The sequence below is a fragment of the Pseudomonas abyssi genome, from assembly GCF_002307495.1.
GTDB lineage: Bacteria > Pseudomonadota > Gammaproteobacteria > Pseudomonadales > Pseudomonadaceae > Halopseudomonas > Halopseudomonas abyssi.
The window spans coordinates 1-19,616 of sequence record NZ_NTMR01000024.1 but is presented as its reverse complement, the minus strand read 5'-3'; the positions used below and the strand labels follow the sequence as shown (position 1 = coordinate 19,616).

13 protein-coding genes are annotated in these 19,616 nt (G+C 60.2%); 6 read left to right on the top strand and 7 right to left on the bottom strand.

Annotation, left to right across the window (positions count from 1 at the left end):
• Window positions 1–27: 27 nt before the first annotated feature.
• Window positions 28–1,017 (bottom strand): ABC transporter substrate-binding protein, encoded by a 990-nt coding sequence (locus CNQ84_RS16200; protein ID WP_096005879.1) that lies wholly within the window; start codon window positions 1,015–1,017, stop codon window positions 28–30.
• Between the two features lie 24 nt (window positions 1,018–1,041).
• Complete coding sequence (locus tag CNQ84_RS16195) at window positions 1,042–1,971, bottom strand: isopenicillin N synthase family dioxygenase (RefSeq protein WP_096005878.1); 930 nt, start codon at window positions 1,969–1,971, stop codon at window positions 1,042–1,044.
• A gap of 320 nt (window positions 1,972–2,291) precedes the next feature.
• On the opposite strand from CNQ84_RS16195, the gene CNQ84_RS16190 reads away from it, so the two are divergent.
• Entirely contained in the window at window positions 2,292–3,659 is a 1,368-nt protein-coding gene (locus tag CNQ84_RS16190) for an 8-oxoguanine deaminase (RefSeq protein ID WP_096005877.1), read from the top strand.
• A 524-nt stretch (window positions 3,660–4,183) separates the two neighbouring features.
• Here the strand turns inward: CNQ84_RS16190 and CNQ84_RS16185 are convergent.
• Window positions 4,184–4,927 carry a DUF4145 domain-containing protein gene (locus CNQ84_RS16185; RefSeq protein ID WP_096005876.1) on the bottom strand — a complete coding sequence of 248 codons (744 nt, stop codon included), beginning with the start codon at window positions 4,925–4,927 and terminating at the stop codon, window positions 4,184–4,186.
• A 1,407-nt stretch (window positions 4,928–6,334) separates the two neighbouring features.
• On the bottom strand, window positions 6,335–7,687 hold the full coding sequence (locus tag CNQ84_RS16180; RefSeq protein ID WP_096005875.1) for an amidohydrolase family protein: 1,353 nt from the start codon (window positions 7,685–7,687) through the stop codon (window positions 6,335–6,337).
• A gap of 559 nt (window positions 7,688–8,246) precedes the next feature.
• On the opposite strand from CNQ84_RS16180, the gene CNQ84_RS16170 reads away from it, so the two are divergent.
• Entirely contained in the window at window positions 8,247–9,260 is a 1,014-nt protein-coding gene (locus tag CNQ84_RS16170) for an isopenicillin N synthase family dioxygenase (protein WP_096005873.1), read from the top strand.
• A 267-nt stretch (window positions 9,261–9,527) separates the two neighbouring features.
• Here the strand turns inward: CNQ84_RS16170 and CNQ84_RS16165 are convergent, their stop codons facing one another.
• A complete protein-coding gene (locus CNQ84_RS16165) occupies window positions 9,528–10,616 on the bottom strand; it encodes a BMP family ABC transporter substrate-binding protein (protein ID WP_425222276.1) in 1,089 nt (362 codons plus the stop codon).
• A 41-nt stretch (window positions 10,617–10,657) separates the two neighbouring features.
• Between CNQ84_RS16165 and CNQ84_RS20415 the strand changes: the two genes are divergently transcribed.
• A complete protein-coding gene (locus tag CNQ84_RS20415; RefSeq protein ID WP_133065911.1) occupies window positions 10,658–10,840 on the top strand; it encodes a hypothetical protein in 183 nt (60 codons plus the stop codon).
• Here CNQ84_RS20415 and CNQ84_RS16160 read toward each other — a convergent pair whose 3' ends face one another.
• Entirely contained in the window at window positions 10,841–11,890 is a 1,050-nt protein-coding gene (locus CNQ84_RS16160; RefSeq protein ID WP_096005871.1) for an MBL fold metallo-hydrolase, read from the bottom strand. It lies immediately after the preceding gene.
• A 223-nt stretch (window positions 11,891–12,113) separates the two neighbouring features.
• Here CNQ84_RS16160 and CNQ84_RS16155 point away from each other — a divergent pair, with 223 nt between their 5' ends.
• From CNQ84_RS16155 to CNQ84_RS16145, 3 genes are all read left to right on the top strand, one after another.
• Window positions 12,114–13,220, top strand: coding sequence for an efflux RND transporter periplasmic adaptor subunit (locus CNQ84_RS16155; RefSeq protein ID WP_096005870.1), 1,107 nt, complete (start codon window positions 12,114–12,116; stop codon window positions 13,218–13,220).
• Window positions 13,220–16,288 carry an efflux RND transporter permease subunit gene (locus CNQ84_RS16150; protein ID WP_096005869.1) on the top strand — a complete coding sequence of 1,023 codons (3,069 nt, stop codon included), beginning with the start codon at window positions 13,220–13,222 and terminating at the stop codon, window positions 16,286–16,288. Before CNQ84_RS16155 ends, CNQ84_RS16150 begins: the two co-directional genes overlap by 1 nt.
• Before the next feature lie 155 nt (window positions 16,289–16,443).
• Window positions 16,444–17,334 carry a pirin family protein gene (locus CNQ84_RS16145; protein WP_096005868.1) on the top strand — a complete coding sequence of 297 codons (891 nt, stop codon included), beginning with the start codon at window positions 16,444–16,446 and terminating at the stop codon, window positions 17,332–17,334.
• Between the two features lie 537 nt (window positions 17,335–17,871).
• Here the strand turns inward: CNQ84_RS16145 and CNQ84_RS16140 are convergent.
• Window positions 17,872–19,398, bottom strand: coding sequence for an anti-phage protein (locus CNQ84_RS16140; RefSeq protein ID WP_133065910.1), 1,527 nt, complete (start codon window positions 19,396–19,398; stop codon window positions 17,872–17,874).
• Window positions 19,399–19,616: the final 218 nt, after the last annotated feature.

Sequence of the window (19,616 nt, the reverse complement as noted above, 5' to 3'; positions counted from 1 at the left end):
GGAGCCGCAAGCGGCTCCCTGCTTTACTTACTCCGCGCCGTACATTGCTTTAACAAAGGTCAGGTCAAACGCCTTCTGCCAGTCCAGGTCGGCGGGCAGGGTGCCGGCTGCGACCATATCCTCGAAGAAGCCTTTCCAGCGCGCGGTGGTCATGATGCCGTATTGGCCGTTGGCCGCATCGCCCGACAGCAGAATGCCTTCTTCCTGCATCTTGGCGGTGCTGTAGGCCAGCAGCTCATCGGCCATTTCCGGGTTGGCCTCTTTGATCAGCGCGTTGGCCGGTGCCGGGTCGGCGAAGTAGGCTGCCCAGCCTTCGGCGGTGGCTTCAACCATGGCCTTAACCACGTCCGGGTTCTTTTCCAGCATCTCGGCGGTGGTATCCAGCGTACAGGCATAGGCATCCCAGCCGTAGTCGGCCAGCAGCAGACTCTTGGCCGCTACGTTCTCCTTGGCCAGAAAATATCCGTCGTTGGTCACGTAGCCTTGCTGGATCGCTTGCTGATCGGCGATGAACGGGCCAAAGCTGTAGTCATACGGGCGCAGCTGCTCATCGGAGAATCCGTACTGCGCCTTCATCCACGGCCAGTAGGCCACGCGCCCGGCGGTCGGAATACGGATTCCCTTGCCGGCCAGATCTTCCAGACTGTCGTTACCGGCGCCCTCATGCACTACCAGCGACTGCGGGTCCTTCTGGAACCACGCCGCCACGGTCACCAGCGGGATATCTTCTTTAACCGCATTCAGCGACTGCAGCGCATAGCCCATGCTGAAATCGGTCTTGCCGCCCATCAGCAGTTGCACGTTGTTGACCTGCGGGCCGCCCATGTCGATGGTCACATCCAGGCCGTGCTTCTCGTAGATACCGGCGGCCTTGGCGGCATACAGCCCACCGTGTTCGGCCTGTGCATACCAGGTGGTGGTGACGGTCACCGGGATCAGGTCGGCGGCGCTGGTAGTGGCGGCGCTGAAGCCCAGCGCCAGGGCCAGACCGGTCAGTTTCAATGACTTCAATTGCATGGTTACAACTCCTTGATGGTGAACTCAGTAAGTCGCGTTGAGGCGTTGCAGCAGGTGGTCGCCAGCAGAAATCGGGGCGTAGCGCGCGGGGTTGTCGGCGCTGGCGCAGGTGTCGATGCAGGCGATCTCGGCATCCTTGTTCGGATGACAGAAGAAGGCGATGGAATAGCGATCGCGGTGCTGCGCCTGCGGCGGCACGTTCACCCGGTGCGGGGTTGAGCAGAACACGTGGTTGGTCCAGCGGTGCATCAGGTCACCGGTGTTGACCACCACGGTGCCGGGGATCGGCGTCGCGGCCAGCCATTCACCGGCGCGGGTGCGCACTTCCAGTCCGCCCGCGTCATCCTGAAACAGCAGGGTGATGCTGCCGTAATCGGTATGCTCGCCCGCGCGGTTCTCGCCGCCTTGCGGGCTGAAGCCCTCTGGCAGCGGCGGGTAATGCAGCAGGCGCAGGGTGTGGTGATGGTGGTTGTGGGCGGTGACGAAAAAATCGTCCGGCTGATCCAGTGCCACGGCAAAGGCTTCCAGCACCCGGTCGGCGGTAGCGATGCACTCGGCCATAAAGGCTTCCATCTCAGGCCGGAAAGCAGGTTGCGCCGCAGGCCACAGGTTGAGCGGGCCACCCGGCTGCTCGGGTGCGAGGTTGAACGCTTCTTTCAGATCACCGGGTTTGCTCGCGTCCAGCCGTTCGCGACGCACACCCACGTAGCCGCGATTGCTCTCGGCGCTCTGCCAGGCGATGGCCTGTTTGTCGTCGTCGGGCAGGGCGAAGAAGGCCTTGGAGGCGGCGAAAGCCTCGGCCAGCTGCGCGGCTGGCATGCCGCAGCCAGACAGATAGAAAAAGCCCCAATCGCTGCTGGCCTGACGCATCTGCCGCGCTACCTCGGCGCGGGCCGCTGCGTCGCCGTCGATAAAGGGTGAAAAGTCGATTACCGGTATTGAGTCCGTTGTCATCAGTGTCTCCTGTTGCGAGTGAAGCTCCAGCGCGCGCCGGAGCGCCTGTGGTTTAGTCCTCGCACCTGCAACAGGACGACACGACTCATAACCTGACCAAGTAAGCAGGAATTGAAAAAGCAAGGGCTGTGCCAAGCGCTCTGGCATGGGGGTGGGTGCGCGATTACGCGCCAGTTTGGCCGGCGAATGCACTGATGCTGTGCTGAAATGAATGCCAAGGCACCCAATCTGCGCGGTTTTGCGGCGGCCCCACAATTGCATGCCGCGCGGCAGGAGAAAGTTTGTCCTTCTGGTCAACATAACGAATACCGAGGAATCTTATGACGCCCACCCTGCTGCTCAAGAACGCGCTGGTCATCGCCACCATGGATGACGAGCAACGCGAAATTGCCAATGGCTCCGTGTTCATTCGCGGCAACCGCGTTGAAGCGGTCGGCCCCGCCAGCGAGCTGCCAGCAACCGCTGATAAGGTCATCGACATGACCGGCCACGTGCTGATTCCGGGCCTGATCAACACCCACCATCACATGTTCCAGTCGCTGACCCGCGCCCTGCCCGCTGCGCAGGATGCCGAGCTGTTCGACTGGCTGACCGCGCTGTTCCCGGTTTGGCAGAACATCACCCCGGCCATGCAGCGCGCTGCCACCCGCACTGCGATGGCCGAGCTGATGCTGTCGGGCTGCACCACCGCCGCCGATCACGCCTACCTCTACGTCAACGGCACCCGGCTGGACGACAGCGTGCAGGCCGCGCAGGAAATGGGCATGCGTTTTCACGCCGTGCGTGGCGCCATGAGTCTGGGCCAGAGCAAGGGCGGGCTGCCGCCGGATGCACTGGTCGAGCAGGATGAAGAGGCCATCCTCAAGGAGATGCAGCGCGTGGTGGAAGAGCTGCACGAGGCCACGCCCGACGCCATGATCAAGGTCGCCCTCGGCCCCTGCTCACCCTTTACCGTCACCACCGACCTGATGCGTGAAGGTGCTGCACTGGCGCGCTCCTACGGCGTTGGCCTGCACACCCACACCGCCGAAAACGCCAAGGACCTTGCCTTCAGCAAGGAGCGCTACGGCATGACCCCGACCGAATACACCGAATCCGTCGGCTGGGTCGGACATGACGTCTGGCACGCCCACTGCGTGCATCTGGACGACCCGGGCATCGCCCTGTTTGCCCGCACCGGCACCGGCGTCGCCCATTGCCCCTGCTCCAACATGCGCCTGGCCTCCGGCATCGCCCCGATCCGCAAGATGCGCGACGCCGGGGTCAAGGTCGGCCTGGGCGTGGACGGCAGCGCCTCCAACGACACCAACAACCTGCTCGACGAAGCCCGCCAGGCCATGCTCTCGGCCCGCGTACGCGATGAAAACCCGACCGCCATGAGCGCCCGCGAAGCCCTCTACATCGCCACCCGCGGCGGCGCAGACGTGCTCGGCCGCAGCGATGTGCTGGGGCGTATCCAGCCCGGCTACTGCGCCGACATCATCGCCTTCCGCACCGACGACATCGCCATGGCCGGCGCCCTCATCGACCCCATCGCCGCCCTCGTCTTCTGCACCCCGCAACGCGTCGCCCACAGCATCATCAATGGCCGGCAGGTGGTTGAAGACGGCGTGCTGCTGACGCGGGAACTGCCGCTGATTATCGAAGAGCACAATGCGTTGGCAAGGGAGCTGGTGTTGGGGAAATAGACACGAGTCTGCGCGGACCGGCGTCCATGCACCCGTAGGGGCACTGCGTGCAGTGCCCGTGGTCGCACCTGCACCGGCGTGACCTGTTGATGGTTCCCACGCTTTGTGTTCTTCAGGTGCGGCGGAGGGTCGTTCCGATCAGCCTTTCGCCCTGACGGCGAGTCACTTTTCTTTGCGTGGCCAAAGAAAAGTAACCAAAAGAAAGGCCACACCGGCTACGCGGCCCTTCGGGTTCGCTGCGTTGCTCGGGCTAACGGGGGCCGGCAGAACTCGGCTCTTCGAGCCTCAGACATGCTGCCGTCCTATTTCCCGCCAGCCCTGCGCTACTCGCCCGCGTAAACGGGGACCTGGGGTCCGTGCATTGGTCATGTATTTTGGCGGTAAAGCACAGCTTGGGCATTTTATGGGTGCTAATTCCTTCGGTGCTGTTTCCGCATTACGCACGCATTTGCGGCTGGTTTGGAGCGAAGCGGAAAACCAGTCCGGCAACATGCGCTTGTTATGTGCAGCTCTGGTATAAGTCCTTACTTCCCGTCTCGCTCATTAATATGCTGCTGAGTTTCCTCTGGCACAACGTCCGAATACAAAAGATCAAGCTCTTTAGGCTTTGAAATCATTTCGTCGGCGATGAAATTAAGCACATGAAAGAGTTTCAGAGCTATATCACGACCATCTTCAAGGTCTATCTGGCCTGGATGAACCGCGTTATTGCCAACAACACGTAGAAGGTCTAGTGCTTTCTGAATTTTTGGACTCAATCCATCAGCGACGAGTTCTTTAATATCATTGTTGATGTTCTTGCCCGACTTGCCTAGCTGTTTAAGAAGTAGTTGCAGAGCTAAACGCAGTAAAGCTGTAGCGCCTTTTGGAGAATCAACAACAATAGTTGATGCTTCTAGATAAAGATTTTGTATCTCCTGCTCCATGTCTTCATTTGGCGGAGCCACACTTGTCTGTTTCGGGTAGACAATCTCTTGATTTACCCAAAGAGATATATCGCCACATGATGAACAGGTAGCTACAGAAAATCCTTTAGGAACAAATTCAGACATATGCCTTTTATTTGCAACCTCTACCTGCGCTATAAAGTGAGCAATAGCTTCTTGTTTATAATCTTGAATATGCGTTCTGTAGTCATAGAAAACGTGGTTCAGAATTTTGTTCGCAGCGCCACTAGAGCTATTCAAATCAAACCAAGCCTGTTGCGAGGCAACTTGGCAGTGTGGGCACTGAAATTTTTCGCTTTTGAATTTCGGGCTTAAGTCCAAAATCAGACTCCTATCTTATTGAGCACATAACGTGTGAAGCCAAGCACCAGTCGCGCTTGCGCGAGTGTGTGACTTGGCGACTTGTTATTTGCTGATGGCGTTGCACTGACATTTGCCACAGCAAATGGATACGCCAACAGCTTGCCGAATAGCGAGCGAGGGGGATGAGCAATTGATGGCCTCTTCTCTGCCTTAAGACCAAGTGGTTGTCCGGTACAGCACTCGGTGCTTCCCGGCAACCACTTGGTCTTAAGGTTTGATGTTAGGCGGAGGTCTGTCAATTTCATTTCCTAGACTTTGTGCTCATATCAGCTGCAGCCAATATACTGTTTGGATATACAGCATTCTGTGCGGTTTGCACTATGCTGATATGGGGTCTCGCTCGCTATCGCGCAAATAACAGTGATTAGATCGCGCTAACTTTAAGGCGCGGCATAGCGCCGGACTAGAGCGGTCTAGTATTTTATTGTATATCAATGAGTTAGCAGCGCTCTGCCGCGAGTGCGGAACGTTAAGCCGCACGAGGCTTAATGTTCCGTTGGTCGACGGTGTCGGCTTGCGCACAGGTGATGGCGCTGTTGGGTATTCGAGGTGAAATGTGTCGAGTCTCTGTAGCATCCATGCCTCCCAATGGGGCCGCGAGAAGTGCGGTGATTTGATATTGCTACCGCACTGCGCGTTTGCCAACCCTGAATACGGTTAAAGGCTCGCTCAAGTAGCGTGGCCTTGCCGTGCAAAAGCGAACGTGGCGCATGCACGGACTCGAGTCCCGTTTACGCCGGCGAGTAGCGCAGGGCTGGCGGGAGATAGGGCGGCAGCATGTTTGAGGAGCGCAGCGACGAGTTCTGCCGACCCCCGCTAGCCCGAGCAACGCAGCGAACCCGCAGGGCCGCGTAGTCGGGTGCCCCGGGGGATTCAGGGAAGCGCTAATCCATTTCACATACCCTCTGGCGCTCAGGCCGGTTCGCAATCAAGGCGTGGTTTCGAAGGCATGCCGGGACCTGTCGAGAAATCACAACGCAGAGTTCGGACCGGCCTGACCGCCCCGCAGGGCGAGCGCTCAAGCATGCATCTGACAGCGTTGCGCTGCTTGCCAATAGAACCACTATTGACTGCACATCGCGCCTTGCATCTGCATGCTTGAACACTCGCAGAGGGTGTGTGAAATGGGTTAGCGCTTCCCTTTGGGGGGCTGGGCAAGCAGCCCCCCTTGGCTCGCCGGGAAGGCGAAAGGCGAGCTAGAAGGCGGCGTAGCGAGCCAGCCAATGGTGCAGTGGTGCAGGTCGTGCGGCCACGGCATGCCGTGGCCCGAGCGTCGCGACATCGAAGCGAATAGATGCTGGGTGCCTATTGCTTTAGTGAAGCAAGCCAACGCGCTGGCCGAGTTAAAACCCGGCCCTCCCAGAATCAGCTCCGAATCAACTGCGCCACCGACTCCTGTACCCGCGCTGTCAGCTCGGCTTCATCCAGCCCACAGATATCGCCGTTATCCACCGCCGGGCGGCCCTGGATAAAGCTGTATTTCACGCTGGCCGGTTCGCCACACATCAGCGGGGCGGTGAGCGGGCTGTGCACGCCGGCAAAGCGCGGCTGGTTGATATCGAACAGCACCAGATCGGCGGCCATGCCGACCTTGATCTCGCCGACATCGTGCAGGCCAAGCAGCTCGGCGCCGTTGCGGCTGCCCCAGCCGAGTACCTTCTCCAGGGTGGTGGCGTCCGGGCCGTGGACGGCGCGGTGGATCAGCCAGGCCAGGTTCAGCTCCTGCAGCATGGAGCCGGATTCGGCCGAGGCGGAGCCGTCCACACCCAGGGTGATCGACATGCCGGCCTGTTCCATTTTGATCGCCGGGGCGATGCCGCTGCCCAGGCGGCAGTTGGAGGTGGGGCAGTGGGCGATGCCGGTGCCGGTGCTGGCGAGGCGGTCGATGATGTAGTCGTCGCAATGCACCAGGTGGGCAAACCAGACGTCATCGCCCAGCCATCCGCAATCACCGGCGTAGTCCACGGCGCGCTTGCCGTACTTTTTCAGCGAGGCGACCTCGTCAAAATCCACTTCCAGCAGGTGCGAGTGCATGCCCAGCTTGAACTCGCGGGCGTAGGCGGCTTGTTCGCGCAGGCCATCCGGGTCGCTGGAGTGAATCAGGCTGGTCGGCGCGACCACCAGTTTGCGCATGGCGTCGCCGCCGTCCTGGTGATAACGCACGCGGCTGGCATCCAGGCGTTCAATGATCTGGCCGATGGTTTCCGGGGAGATGCCGTGTTCGAGCATGCCGTGGTGGCTGCCGACTGAGGTAGCGCTGCCGCGGCACAGTACCAGGCGCATGCCGAGTTCGTCCGCAGCGCGCCAGACGGCATCCTCCAGCTCGGGGCTGGTGGTGGCGTGATACAGGTAGTGGTGATCGGCGCAGGTAGTGCCGCCCGAGCGCAGCAGTTCATACAGGCCCAGACGCGCGGCGTGGTACATCAGCTCCGGAGTGACCTTGGGCCAGTAGCGGTAGGGTACCGAGCCCAGCCAGTCGTTGAGGTTCTGGTTCAGGCCGCCGGGCACGCCCTTCATGATCGACTGGGCCAGATGGTGGTGAGTGTTGACCAGACCGGGCCAGGCCACGCAGCCACGGGCATCGATCAGGGTTTCGTCGGCGGCCGGCGCAAGATTGCGCCCGAGTTCGGTGATCTTGCCGTCGCTGATGCGGATATCGGTCGCGTCTGCGGCGGTGGGGGAAAAGACGGCTTGTGCGTTCTTGATCAGGTACGCCATGCAGGTACTGCTCCTCTGTTGCTGCCAAAGAGCAATGTCCTGGAGCTGGGGAAGCACGGATCAATGCCTCACGCCCCTGACCGCTTCTACTCTGTTGCGTTGTGTTGATGTGACCGCAGCATGCGGTGCTGCGGTAAAGAGTGCAATTTTTTGACCAACCCGTCAGCGTCCGTGCAGGCACCGATTCATCAGGCGTGCGCCTTGGGCAAGGTGACTGAAATGATCAAATCCGGTGCGAATGGTCAGCTTTTGCGCGATCGCGGTGCAGCCAGGCAGGTCATCGGCAGACCAGCGATTTGCGCTACGCCGCGTCAGCCGGCGCGTTCGTCGGGTTTGCTCAAGTTGGCGCAATAACTGCTTGAGTATTTGTGCCTGAGGATTATCCTCGGCAACGTGAGTAGAAGCTGTCAGGGGGCAACACCCCAGGTCATTGCTCAGTTAGCGGACAATGCGCATCGCGCGGTGGACGCCGGACTGACTGACCACAGCCTCTTTCCGACTCCCCGCCCGCGTCATTCTCCGCACCATTTGCCCCAATGGGACTACTCGGAGATTCAACATGACAACCGCAACAACCCCTGAATACGGCCTGAAAGAACTGCAGCTGGAAACCACCTTCGGCGGCATGGGCAAGGAAACCGTGCGCGAGATTCCGCTGATCGACCTGACCGACTTTGAGAACCGTCGCAGCGAGATCACTGATCAACTGTGGAGCGCCGCGACCGAAGTCGGCTTCTTTCAGCTGGTCAACCACGGTCTGGACGTCAAGCTGGTGCAGAGCGCCTTTGCCCTGTCTGAAGCCTTCTTTGCCCTGTCCAACGACGAAAAAGCCCGCTTCCCGCTGAAGAAAGGTCTGAACGCCGGTTGGGAGTTCATGTCGCAGGTGCGCCCTTCGACCCGCACGGCTGACCAGAAAGAGTCCTACCAGATCACCCTGCCGCACATGGATGACCTGTGGCCCAACCAGACCGTGGTGCCGGAGTTCCAGCGCATCATGCTGGATTTTGAATACCGCGCCTGGCGTCTGGGCATGGACGTGCTGTCCTGCTTTGCCGAGCGTCTGGGTTTTGCCCGCGACTTTTTCACCAAAGCCCACGACCGCAGCCTGCCTGATTACCAGAGCACCCTGCGCCTGCTGCACTACCTGCCGATGCCGGAAGAAGACCTGGACGAAAGCCTCTGGCGCGCCGGTGCGCACACCGACTTTGACTGCCTGACCATGGTGTTTCAGAAGGAAGGTCAGGGCGGCCTGCAGGTCAGCCCCGGTAAAGACGCAGAAGGCGCCGGTGACAACCGCGAGTGGAGCAGCGTAATTCCGCGTGACGACATCATCACCTGCAACATTGGTGACATGCTGATGCGCTGGAGCGACGATCAGCTCAAGTCCACCCTGCACCGCGTGCGCATGCCCAAGCCGGGCGAGTACCGTGGCCCGCGTTACAGCATGGCGTTCTTCTGCCAAGCCAATAAAGAAGTGATGATCGAGACTCCGGCCGGCAAATACCCGCCGATCTCGGCGGCCGACTACCTGCTGCAGCGCATTCAGGCAAACTTTGCTGAAGCCAAGAAGTAACGTCTCAGCGGTGTTAGACAAACCCGGCTACTGTGCCGGGTTTGTTGTTTTTGGGGCTGGGAGGGCCGAGGCTTGACTCGGCCACGGGGTTGCACGGCGGTTTGCTGGTCGAGCGGGAACTCGACCTTTGCGGGTGCAGAGCGCGGCCACGCCTTTGGCTTAGGCCGCCCTACTTAGGCCGCCCACAAAAAAGCCCGCGCCGTGTGCTGGCGCGGGCTTTGGTGCTGTCTTGCAGCACCCGCCGTTGGCGGGCGGTGCGGGGCAGGCTTACTTCGGAATGGTCGCGGTCATGCCTTCGACGTACCAGTCCATGGTGGCAAGCTCTTCGCGGGTCATGCTGGCGCCTTCGGCTACGCGTTCGGTGCCGCTCTGGTCCTTGATCGGGCCAGTGAAGGGATGAAACTCGCCGCTCTTGATGGCGGTGATGACGCCTTCAACTTTGGCGCGTTGCTCGTCGGTCAGCTTGGCGTTGATTTCCTTGATCTGGATAACGTCATCGCTGATGCCGCCCCAGTAGTCAGCCGACTCCCAGTTGCCATCCATCACGGCCTGTACGGTGTCGATGTAGTACGGGCCCCAGTGGTTCACCACTGACAGCAGGTGGGCTTCAGGCGCAAAGTGGCTCATGTCAGACGCCTGACCCACGCCCCAGACGCCGCGCTTTTGCGCAGCCAGCAGCGGAGCCGGGCTGTCGGTGTGCTGGATGATGACGTCAGCGCCTTGGTCCATCAGGGTGTTGGCGGCGTCGGCTTCCTTGGCCGGGTCAAACCAGGTGTTGACCCACACAACTTTCAGCTCGATGTCCGGGTTAACGGCTTTGGCGCCCAGGTAGGTGGCGTTGATGTCGCGGATGACTTCCGGAATCGGGAAGGAGGCGATGTAGCCCAGCACGTTGCTCTCGGTGACCAGACCGGCAGCAGTACCGGTGACGTAGCGGCCTTCATAGGTCACCGACAGGTAGGTGCCCAGGTTCTCGGCCTGCTTGTAGCCGGTGGCGTGCAGGAAGGTCTTGTCCGGGTAGTCGGCAGCCACGCGCTCGGTGGCGTTCATGAAGCCGAAGGACGTGGTGAAGATGACATCGTTGCCGGCCTGGGCCAGACGGCGGATGGTACGCTCGGCGTCGGCGCCTTCGTTGACGTTTTCAACGTAGGTGGTCTGGACCTTGTCGCCAAAGTGGGCTTCCAGCTCCTTGCGGCCCTGGTCATGCTGGTAGCTCCAGCCGTGGTCCCCGATGGGGCCCACGTAGACAAAGCCGACTTTCAGCGGATCGTCGGCAGCCACGGCCTGCAATGGCAGGGTCAGCGCTGCGGCGAGGGCAAGCGTGCGTTTCAGACTCATGTAACTTCTCCTGGATATGATCTTGTTGGCGACCGTGCCGCGTCCTTGGACGGCGGCCGATGGTTCCTGATACAGCAAAAAGCTGGCCATCTGTTCAAGAAATCGGCGAAATTCTAGCGTTCCTGCTGTCATGCGGCCAGCAGCAGCGCATCGATAACCGCAAAATGCACGGCAAATGCACAGGGCTGGTGCAACGCCCAGGTGCGTGCACCAGCAAAGCAGCAGATTTAAGGAAGCACTGATTAATGCTGCGCCAGTGGCAGCACCCCACCGTGCAGGCTGGCCACCTGCTCAAAGCCCGCTCCGCGCAGGATGCCGGTGGCCAGCGACGAACGCTTGCCCGAGCGACAGAGCGCGACCACCGGCTTGCCCTGCGGCACCTCCGCAACGCGGTCGGCCAGGCTGCCGATCGGGATCTGCACCACGCTATCCAGCTGCGCCGGCAGCGGCTCGTTCTGCCACTCGCCCGGCTCGCGCACATCCAGCAGGGTGACCGCATCGCGGTGCTCCATCAGCCATTGCGGGCCTACCTCCGGAATACCGGCGTAGGTCATGCGCAGGTCGCTTGACCAGTCCGGCTCGGGCGGCAGCTGGCCGTCCTGCGGGCAGCCGCTGCGCAGGTTGGCCGGCACCGCCTCCGCGATGCGCTTGGGGTGCGGCAGCTTGAGCGCCTGCATGTAACCGACAAAGTCGGCCTCGTTGGCGTCGCCCCCCAAGCGTGCGTTGCAGCGCCGCTCTTCATCGATGCTGCTGCTGGTGCGGCCGTTGTAGTCGTGGGCCGGATACACCGCACAGCTGTCGGGCAGGCTGAACAGCTGCTCGACCACCGAATGGTAGAGCGTATGCGGGTTGCCTTGCTGAAAGTCGCTGCGCCCGCAGCCGCGAATCAGCAGGGCGTCGCCGGTGAACACCATCGACTGATCACTCAGCACGTAGCTCATGCAGCCGTCGGTGTGGCCGGGCGTGGCGCGGGCTTCCAGCTCGATGCCGCTAACGCCGAAGCGCTGGCCGGGTTGCAGCGGCAGGTCGACGTGCTCGGCGTTGATCACCGCCGCCGAGGCAATCTGGCAGCCGGTTTTCTGCTTCAGCAACCAGGCGGCTGTGACGTGGTCGGCGTGGGCGTGGGTGTCGACCACCAACTTGAGGGTCAGGCCCAGCTCGCGCAGCAGCGACAGGTCGCGGGTGCTCTGCTCGAACACCGGGTCGATCAGCAGGGCCTCGCCGCTGGCCGGGTCCGCCAGCAGGTAGGTATAGGTAGAGGAAGCAGCATCGAACAGTTGACGAAAGAGCATGGTCACCTCGCAGCAGTACAGTTAAGGTCAATACAATATATAAAAAAATAGATTGAAAGCCGGGCAACTGCAAGCCTCTGCTCTGCGGCGCGGGGTCGCAGGCCATAAAAGACGAGAAAATGGCGCAATCGGCAGGTTATTGGCCGGCGTTATGCCGCATTGGACCTTATAATGCGTGCACTCTTTTTTGCCCCCTTATTGCCAACTACTTCGCAGGTTACCCATGGATCGTGCTGCACGCTGGATTGCCATAGGTCTCTCGGCCATTGTGTTCACCACCTTGTTGTCCGGTTGCTCCGAGCCGGCTGAGCCGGCACCGGACAAGCCGCGACCGGTCAAACTCTTCTCCGTGGCGGACCCGGGCGCCGAGCGCACTCGCGAGTTTCCGGCCCGCCTGAAGGCACCGGAGGAGGCCCAACTGTCGTTCCGCCTGGGCGGCGAGCTGCAGTCGCTCAAGGTGCATGAAGGCCAGGAGGTCAAACGCGGGGATCTGATCGCCGTACTGGACGACACCGACTACCGCCTCAAGCTGAGCGATCGCCAGGCCAACTATGACCTGACCCGCAGCCAGCTGACCCGCATGGAGCAGCTGGTCGAGCGGCAGATGGTCTCGCAGGCCGAGTACGACCAGCGCAAGGCGCAGTTCAATTCGGCGGAAGCCGCGCTCAATCTGGCTCGTCAGGAGCTGGCCTACACGCGCATCAACGCGCCCTTTGACGGCGTGGTGGCGCGTACCCACGTCGAGCAGTTCCAGGTGGTGCAACCCAATCAGCCCATCGCCACGCTCTACAGCGGCGACAGCATTGACGTGGTGTTTCAGGTGCCGGAAAACCTGTTCAGCAACCTGCGCCGCGATCTGCAGCCCGAGGATCTGGTCGCGCGGGTGCGACTGGAAAACCTGCAGGACACGCTGATTGAAGCCGTCTACAAGGAGTACGCCAGCCAGCCGGACCCGTCCACGCTGGCCTATGACGTGACCCTGAGCATGCCGATCCCCGACGGCATGGTGCTGCTGCCGGGCATGAGTGCCACCGTGATCATCGATTTTGCCCGTATTACCCGCAACACCCGCGTGCCGATGGTGGTGCCGGTTGAGGCGGTGTTCAGCCCGGACAGCGAGAGCAGCGAGGTGCGTCAGGTCTGGGTGGTTACCGAGCAGAACGGCGAGCTGCGCGTCAGCGCCCGCGATGTGACCGTAGGCCAGCTGACCCATGATGGCATCGAGGTGCTCAGCGGACTGGAGGCGGGCGAGCAGATTGTCGCCGCCGGCGGCAACGAGCTGAGTGAAGACCAGCAGGTCCGTCGCTGGGTCCGCGAGCGGGGGCTGTAATGAATATTGCCGCGTACTTTATCCAGCGCCGGGTCACCAGCTGGCTGGTCGCGCTGCTGCTCGGTATTGGTGGCGTGATTGCCTTTATCGACCTTGGGCGGCTGGAAGACCCGGCCTTTACCCTGAAGATGGCGATGGTGGTCACGCCCTACCCCGGCGCCTCGCCGCAGCAGGTGGAAGAGGAACTGACCTACCCGCTGGAAAACGCCATCCAGCAACTGCCCTACGTCGATACCATCACCTCCACCAGCAGCGCCGGCCTGTCGCAGATCATGGTCGAGGTGCAGGCTCAATACCGCGCCGAGCAGTTGCCGCAGATCTGGGACGAGATGCGCCGGCGCATCAACGACCTGCGCCCCAACCTGCCGCCGGGCGTGAGCGAGCCGCAGATCATGGATGATTTTGGCGACGTGTTCGGCACCTTCTTCATGATCAGCGGCGACGGCTACGACTACCGCGAACTGCGCGACTATGCCGACTACCTGCGCCGCGAGCTGGTGCTGGTCGAAGGGGTCGGCAAGGTCAATCTGGCCGGCGTACCGCAGGAAGAGGTGCACCTGGAAATCTCCCGCGCGCGCATGACCGCACTGGGCATTGCGCCGCAAGCCATCTATGACCTGCTGAGCCGTCAGAACGTAGTGTCGGACGCCGGCCGCATGCTGGTGGGCAGCGAGTCCATTCGCCTGCACCCGACCGGCGAGTTTCAGGATGTCAGTGAGCTGGAGCGGGTGATCATCAGCCCGCCCGGCAGCTCCAAGCAGGTCTATCTCGGAGATGTAGCGCGCATTACCCGCGGCTTTACCGAAACCCCCACCAGCCTGTATCGCAGCCAGGGTAATCCGGCGCTGGGGCTGGGCGTGTCCTACGCCGCCCACGTCAACGTGGTGGATGTCGGCAACGCGGTGGCCGCGCGCCTCGCCGAGCTGGAGCAGGACCGCCCGGCCGGCATGCAGGTGACCATGTTCTACAACCAGTCCGCCGAGGTGGAAAACTCGGTCAGCGGCTTTGTCTGGAACTTCCTCGCCTCGGTCGCCATTGTCATCGTCGTGCTGCTGATCTTCATGGGCCTGCGCAGCGGCCTGCTGATCGGTCTGGTGCTGGCGCTGACGGTGCTCGGCACCTTTATCTTCATGCAGATCATCGGCATCGAGCTGCAGCGTATTTCGCTCGGCGCCCTGGTGATTGCGCTGGGGATGCTGGTGGATAACGCCATCGTCATTGTCGAAGGCATTCTGGTGGGGCGCCAGCGCGGCCAGACCACGTTGCAGTCGGCGGGCGACATCGTCGGCCAGACCAAGCTGCCGCTGCTCGGCGCCACCGCCATCGCCATCATCGCCTTTGCGCCGATTGGCCTGTCGGATGATTCCACCGGCGAGTTCTGTCTGTCGCTGTTCCAGGTGCTGATGATCTCGCTGACCCTCAGCTGGGTCACCGCGATTACCCTGACGCCCTTCTTCGCCAGCCTGTTCTTCCGCGACCAGCCGGCCAAGGACGAGCAGACCGAAGCGCAAGACCCCTACCGCGGCGTGGTCTTTGTGGTGTATCGCAAACTGCTGGCCAACGCGCTGCACCACCGGGTGCTGACGCTGGTGATGCTGGCGGTGCTGCTGGTGGCCGCGCTCGCCGGTTTCAGCCAGGTGCGGCAGGCGTTCTTCCCGCCGTCCAACACGCCGATGTTCTTTGTCGACGTCTGGCTGCCCAAGGGCAGCGACATCCGCTACACCGAGCAGGTGGTCGCCGAGATGGATCAGTACGTGCTGGCGCAGGAGGGCGTCACCGAGGTGACCTCCACCATCGGTCAGGGCGCGCTGCGCTTTATCCTCACCTACTTCCCCGAGCGTATTCACGCCAACTACGCGCAGCTGCTGGTGCGCACCGAGCAGCGCGACCAGATCGTGCCGCTGATCACCGAACTGGACGAATACTTCAAGACCCAGCACCCGACCGCCAAGGTCAAACTCAAGCAGCTGATGCTCGGCCCGGGTAGCGACAGCAAGATCGAAGCGCGCTTCACCGGCCCCGACCCCGAGGTGCTGCGTGCCCTGGGCGACCAGGCCATCGCCATCCTCAAGGCCGACCCGGTGGCCGATGCCGTGCTGCACAACTGGCGTGAACGGACCAAGCTGGTGCGCCCGCAGTTTGCCGAAGCGCAGGCGCGTGAACTGGGCGTGGACAAGCGAGACCTGGACACCCTGCTGAAGATGAACTTCAGCGGCGTGAACGTGGGCCTGTACCGTGACGGCACGCACATGTTGCCGATTGTCGCGCGTACCCCGGAGTCCGAGCGGCTGGACGCCGGCACGCTGAATGACCTGCTGGTATGGAGCAGTGTGCGCAGCGCCTATATTCCGATCACCCAGGTGGTCAACGGCTTCGTCACCGACTGGGAAGACCCGCTGATCCTGCGCGAAGACCGCAAGCGCACCCTGACCGTACAGGCTGACCCGAGCATCCTCAGCGGCCAGACCGCCGCCGAGTTGTTTGCCCGCGTGCGCCCGCAGATCGAAGCCATCGAGCTGCCGCGCGGCTACAAGCTGGAGTGGGGCGGCGAGTACGAAAGCTCACGCGACGCCCAGAAGGCCGTGTTCGGCAGCCTGCCGCTGGGCTACCTGGCGATGTTCCTGATCACCGTGCTGCTGTTCGACTCGGTGCGCCGCGCCGCCATCATCTGGCTGACCGTACCGCTGGCGGTGATCGGTGTGACCCTGGGCTTTTTGCTCACCGGCATCCCGTTCGGCTTTATGGCGCTGCTGGGCTTCCTCAGCCTCAGCGGCATGCTGGTCAAGAACGGCATCGTACTGGTGGACGAAATTCGCCTGCAGCTCGACTCCGGCAAAGAGGCCTATAGCGCCCTGGTGGACTCGGCCATCAGCCGGGTACGCCCGGTCTCCATGGCCGCGCTGACCACCATCCTCGGCATGGCGCCGCTGCTCACCGACGCCTTCTTCCAGAGCATGGCCGTGGTGATCATGTTCGGCCTGGGCTTTGCCACCATCCTCACCCTGGTAGTGCTGCCTGTGATCTACAGCCTGTTCTACAAGATCCCGGTCGAAGGGCGGCGGGTATAACCCCGCCGCCGCACTGCCGTCGCCGTAGGGTGGAGAACCGCAAAGCGTTCTCCACCATCGTGAAGCCCGGCCCAACGCTGCCGTTTACCGCCCACGGCTGACGCGACCGACACACTGGGGTAGGCTGCAATAATCCACTCGCAGCCGGAGCCGTCATGAGCAGCCACCCTGTCAGCGCCCAACGCATCACCGCCCGCAGCGCCGAAATTGGCGGCACCCTGCCGGTCAACCGCGTACTGCCTACTCGCCAGCGCCGACAGATCGGCGCCTGGTGCTTCCTCGATCACGCCGGCCCCGCCCGCTTTGACTCCGGCGACGGCATGCACGTCGGCGCGCACCCGCACACTTGCCTGCAGACCTTCACCTGGATGATCGAAGGCGACGTGCTGCACCGCGACAGCCTTGGCAACGAGCAACTGATCCGCCCAGGCGAAGTCAACCTGATGACCGCCGGCCGCGGCATCAGCCATACCGAAGACTCCACCGACGCCACCGACCGCCTGCACGCCGCCCAACTGTGGATCGCCCTGCCACCGAATATGGCAAACGCAGAGCCCGCCTTCACCCATTACCCAGACCTGCCCACTTGGCAGCAAAACGGTATCGACTTCACCCTGCTGTTCGGCGAGTTTGCCGGCCAAACCTCCCCGGTCGAGGTCTACAGCCCCCTGCTTGGGCTGGACATCCACAGCCCAAGCGGCGGCGATTGCGAGCTGACCCTTAACCCCGCCTTTGAACACGGCCTGCTGGTGATGGAAGGCGAACTGGACCTGGACGGCGAACGCTTCGCCGAAAACGAACTCGCCGCCCTGGACCCAGGCCCCACCACTTTGCACCTGACCCTAAGCCCCGGCAGCCGCCTGATCCTCATCGGCGGCGCACCAGCCGAGAAGGTGCTGATGTTCTGGAATTTTGTCGGTTACAGCCGGGAATACATCATTGAAGCAACGCGGGAGTGGCAGGCGGAATCTGCGCGCTTCGGCAAGGTCGCGGGGTTTGATGGGGAGCGGTTGGCGGCACCGGCGTTGCCGTGGCGGAGTGGGTGATCGACGTTGCGTCGTTGATCGTTCCCGCGCTCTGCGTGGGAACGCCTGTACGGACGCTCCGCGTCCGGCTATCGCACGGTCCCGTTCGGCTGCGCGGATTCTTCACGTCACCCTTTCGCCTTTACGGCGAGCAGGGGGAAATGCGTGGCCATTTCCCCCTGCACCCCCTAGGCCACCCCGGCTACGCGGCCCTTCGGGTTCGCTGCGTTGCTCGGTCTGACGGGGAGCCGTAAAACTCGGGGCTCCGCCCCTCAGACATCCTACGGCTCTTTTCCCGTCAGCCCTGCGCTACTCGCCCGCGTAAACGGGGACCCGGTGGGGCCGTGCATTGGGTCGCGTTCTTACTGCTGGCCGAAGGTTCTAGTTATTTATGGTCGTAAACTAGGCGCGAGATAACGTAGAAAATGTAGTTTGGAAATTTTGTAACGCCCGCATCACAGGAGACAACGGAGCAGAGCCAATTGTGGCACAGTGCGCGACGCGCACCACAATTGGCGGCGCGTAGTTGGCTTCCTGTGCATGCGCTTGTTAGCCTCTTTAAATCAACTCTCTTCCACACGATCTACATACAGCCTCGTTATCTTCTGGATAGAGATCAATATCAATTAGATTATCAATTAAGCAGTGGTCACAAGGGACCCATCTATCTTGTATGAACTTTTCAAGATTTACAGTTCGATGCATTAGTCTTACTGCAACTGGATCTGTTACACAATAAAAGTTGACAGGTCTCTTTGCCGGAGGAACAACGACCGTCCCGACTTTTGCGACTAAGCCAGAGTCAGACCACGCAGTTATTTTATTTCTAGCGCCTTGTCCTGAAATTTTTAACACATCGTTGGCGATATAGTTAGTTGTAAACAGTTCACGCCCGACCTTTTGAATATCTTTTATGTAGTCTTCTCCGTATAATTCTTTGCATAGCATTTCAGAGTAAATTAAGACTCCAGAATCAACGGCTTGGATGTCAATTTTAGCTGATTCGGGATTTCTTTCTGCTTGGGCAGCAAATATTTTCTCACAGGCTCTAATGAGGTTTCGCGGCGAGTTATGAGCCATCAAACATAAAGCGTCATCAATGTTAATGGCAGCGGTTGAAGACATGAGGGATTGCATATTTTGAATCTTCCCCTCGCTAAAAGACTCCATTCTTTTAGATAAAACAGTTTTCAGTGATCTACTCGTCCATGTCAGATTGTACTGAGCAACGCGGTCTGGCCTAGCATCCTTCCGGTAAAAGGGTTCAATTTTATCCCAAAGAAAAAACTTGAAACCAAACCCTTTCATTCCAAGCAGCTCTAGATCCCTTAGCAATGGCTGAACAAGCGTATAAGTTGCTTCAGGGTTATTCCCTGTTTTCTCGGTTTCATCCGTTCGATCTATCAAAATATAGATAGATTTAAATCTTAACTTCTTAACGAGCGAGAGGAGAATCTCTAACTGGTACTTATATGTTTCTGAGAGCCTCTTTTCTTCCATTTTGACATCCGGCATGTCAATCGGCTCCAGGTCATAGCTTTTCAAAACAAAGTTAACAACCGACTCCATAAAGCCTACATTTTCAGACCAAAATTTTTTGAACTTTTCAGGTAGGCTTTTCAGCTCATTCATAAGCTCCTGCAATCTGTCACCAGTTAGATCACCCAAGTAGGTGGATACAAAAACACTTAGTTGAGATCGCTCTTCTTTTGATAGCGCCTTTAATACATCAGGATATTCTGATAAATAAGATAGGAATGAAATCAGTACTCTAGTAATAATATTTCTTAGATGGTATTGAAGGCTAATGCTTTCGATGCTTTCTCCTGCTGAAAACTCGAAACGATCATAAGTCACTGCTAGGAACTGCGAATTTATTGCATGTGCCTCTACCATGCGACGTAGTGCTGTTTTCCCGGCCCCTCTTGGTGCCAAAACCACACTTGCAGAAGGTGACGATGAATCTCCAACAACAGCATCAAAGTACGGTGGCGGAACGAAGTAGCTTGACAAGTCAGGCTCTTCGTCTGCATTTGTTTTTGAAAAGGGATGCTGACTGAACCCTAGTGATCTAAATAATGGCATTTAGTATTTTATCCTTAAATACACCTTTAGTTTCGTGGTGGGCTAACAGTGATTAGATCGCACTAACTTTAATACGCGGCATAACCCCGGATGAGGCGATCTCATATTTTCTTATATTTCAATGGATTAGCGGCCTCGCGCACGAGTGCTAAACGTTAAACCGCGCGAGGCTTAAGGCTCCACCGGTCGACGGCGAAGGCTTGCACGCAGGTGAGGGT

Excerpts from the sequence above, each read along its gene's own strand:
- CNQ84_RS16150 (WP_096005869.1), top strand. The coding sequence starts at position 13,220 with ATGAATATTGCCGCGTACTTTATCCAGCGCCGGGTCACCAGCTGGCTG.
- CNQ84_RS20415 (WP_133065911.1), top strand. The coding sequence starts at position 10,658 with ATGGTTCCTGATACAGCAAAAAGCTGGCCATCTGTTCAAGAAATCGGC.
- CNQ84_RS16160 (WP_096005871.1), bottom strand. The coding sequence starts at position 11,890 with ATGCTCTTTCGTCAACTGTTCGATGCTGCTTCCTCTACCTATACCTAC.
- CNQ84_RS16155 (WP_096005870.1), top strand. The coding sequence starts at position 12,114 with ATGGATCGTGCTGCACGCTGGATTGCCATAGGTCTCTCGGCCATTGTG.
- CNQ84_RS16190 (WP_096005877.1), top strand. The coding sequence starts at position 2,292 with ATGACGCCCACCCTGCTGCTCAAGAACGCGCTGGTCATCGCCACCATG.
- CNQ84_RS16195 (WP_096005878.1), bottom strand. The coding sequence starts at position 1,971 with ATGACAACGGACTCAATACCGGTAATCGACTTTTCACCCTTTATCGAC.
- CNQ84_RS16170 (WP_096005873.1), top strand. The coding sequence starts at position 8,247 with ATGACAACCGCAACAACCCCTGAATACGGCCTGAAAGAACTGCAGCTG.
- CNQ84_RS16180 (WP_096005875.1), bottom strand. The coding sequence starts at position 7,687 with ATGGCGTACCTGATCAAGAACGCACAAGCCGTCTTTTCCCCCACCGCC.
- CNQ84_RS16200 (WP_096005879.1), bottom strand. The coding sequence starts at position 1,017 with ATGCAATTGAAGTCATTGAAACTGACCGGTCTGGCCCTGGCGCTGGGC.
- CNQ84_RS16140 (WP_133065910.1), bottom strand. The coding sequence starts at position 19,398 with ATGCCATTATTTAGATCACTAGGGTTCAGTCAGCATCCCTTTTCAAAA.
- CNQ84_RS16145 (WP_096005868.1), top strand. The coding sequence starts at position 16,444 with ATGAGCAGCCACCCTGTCAGCGCCCAACGCATCACCGCCCGCAGCGCC.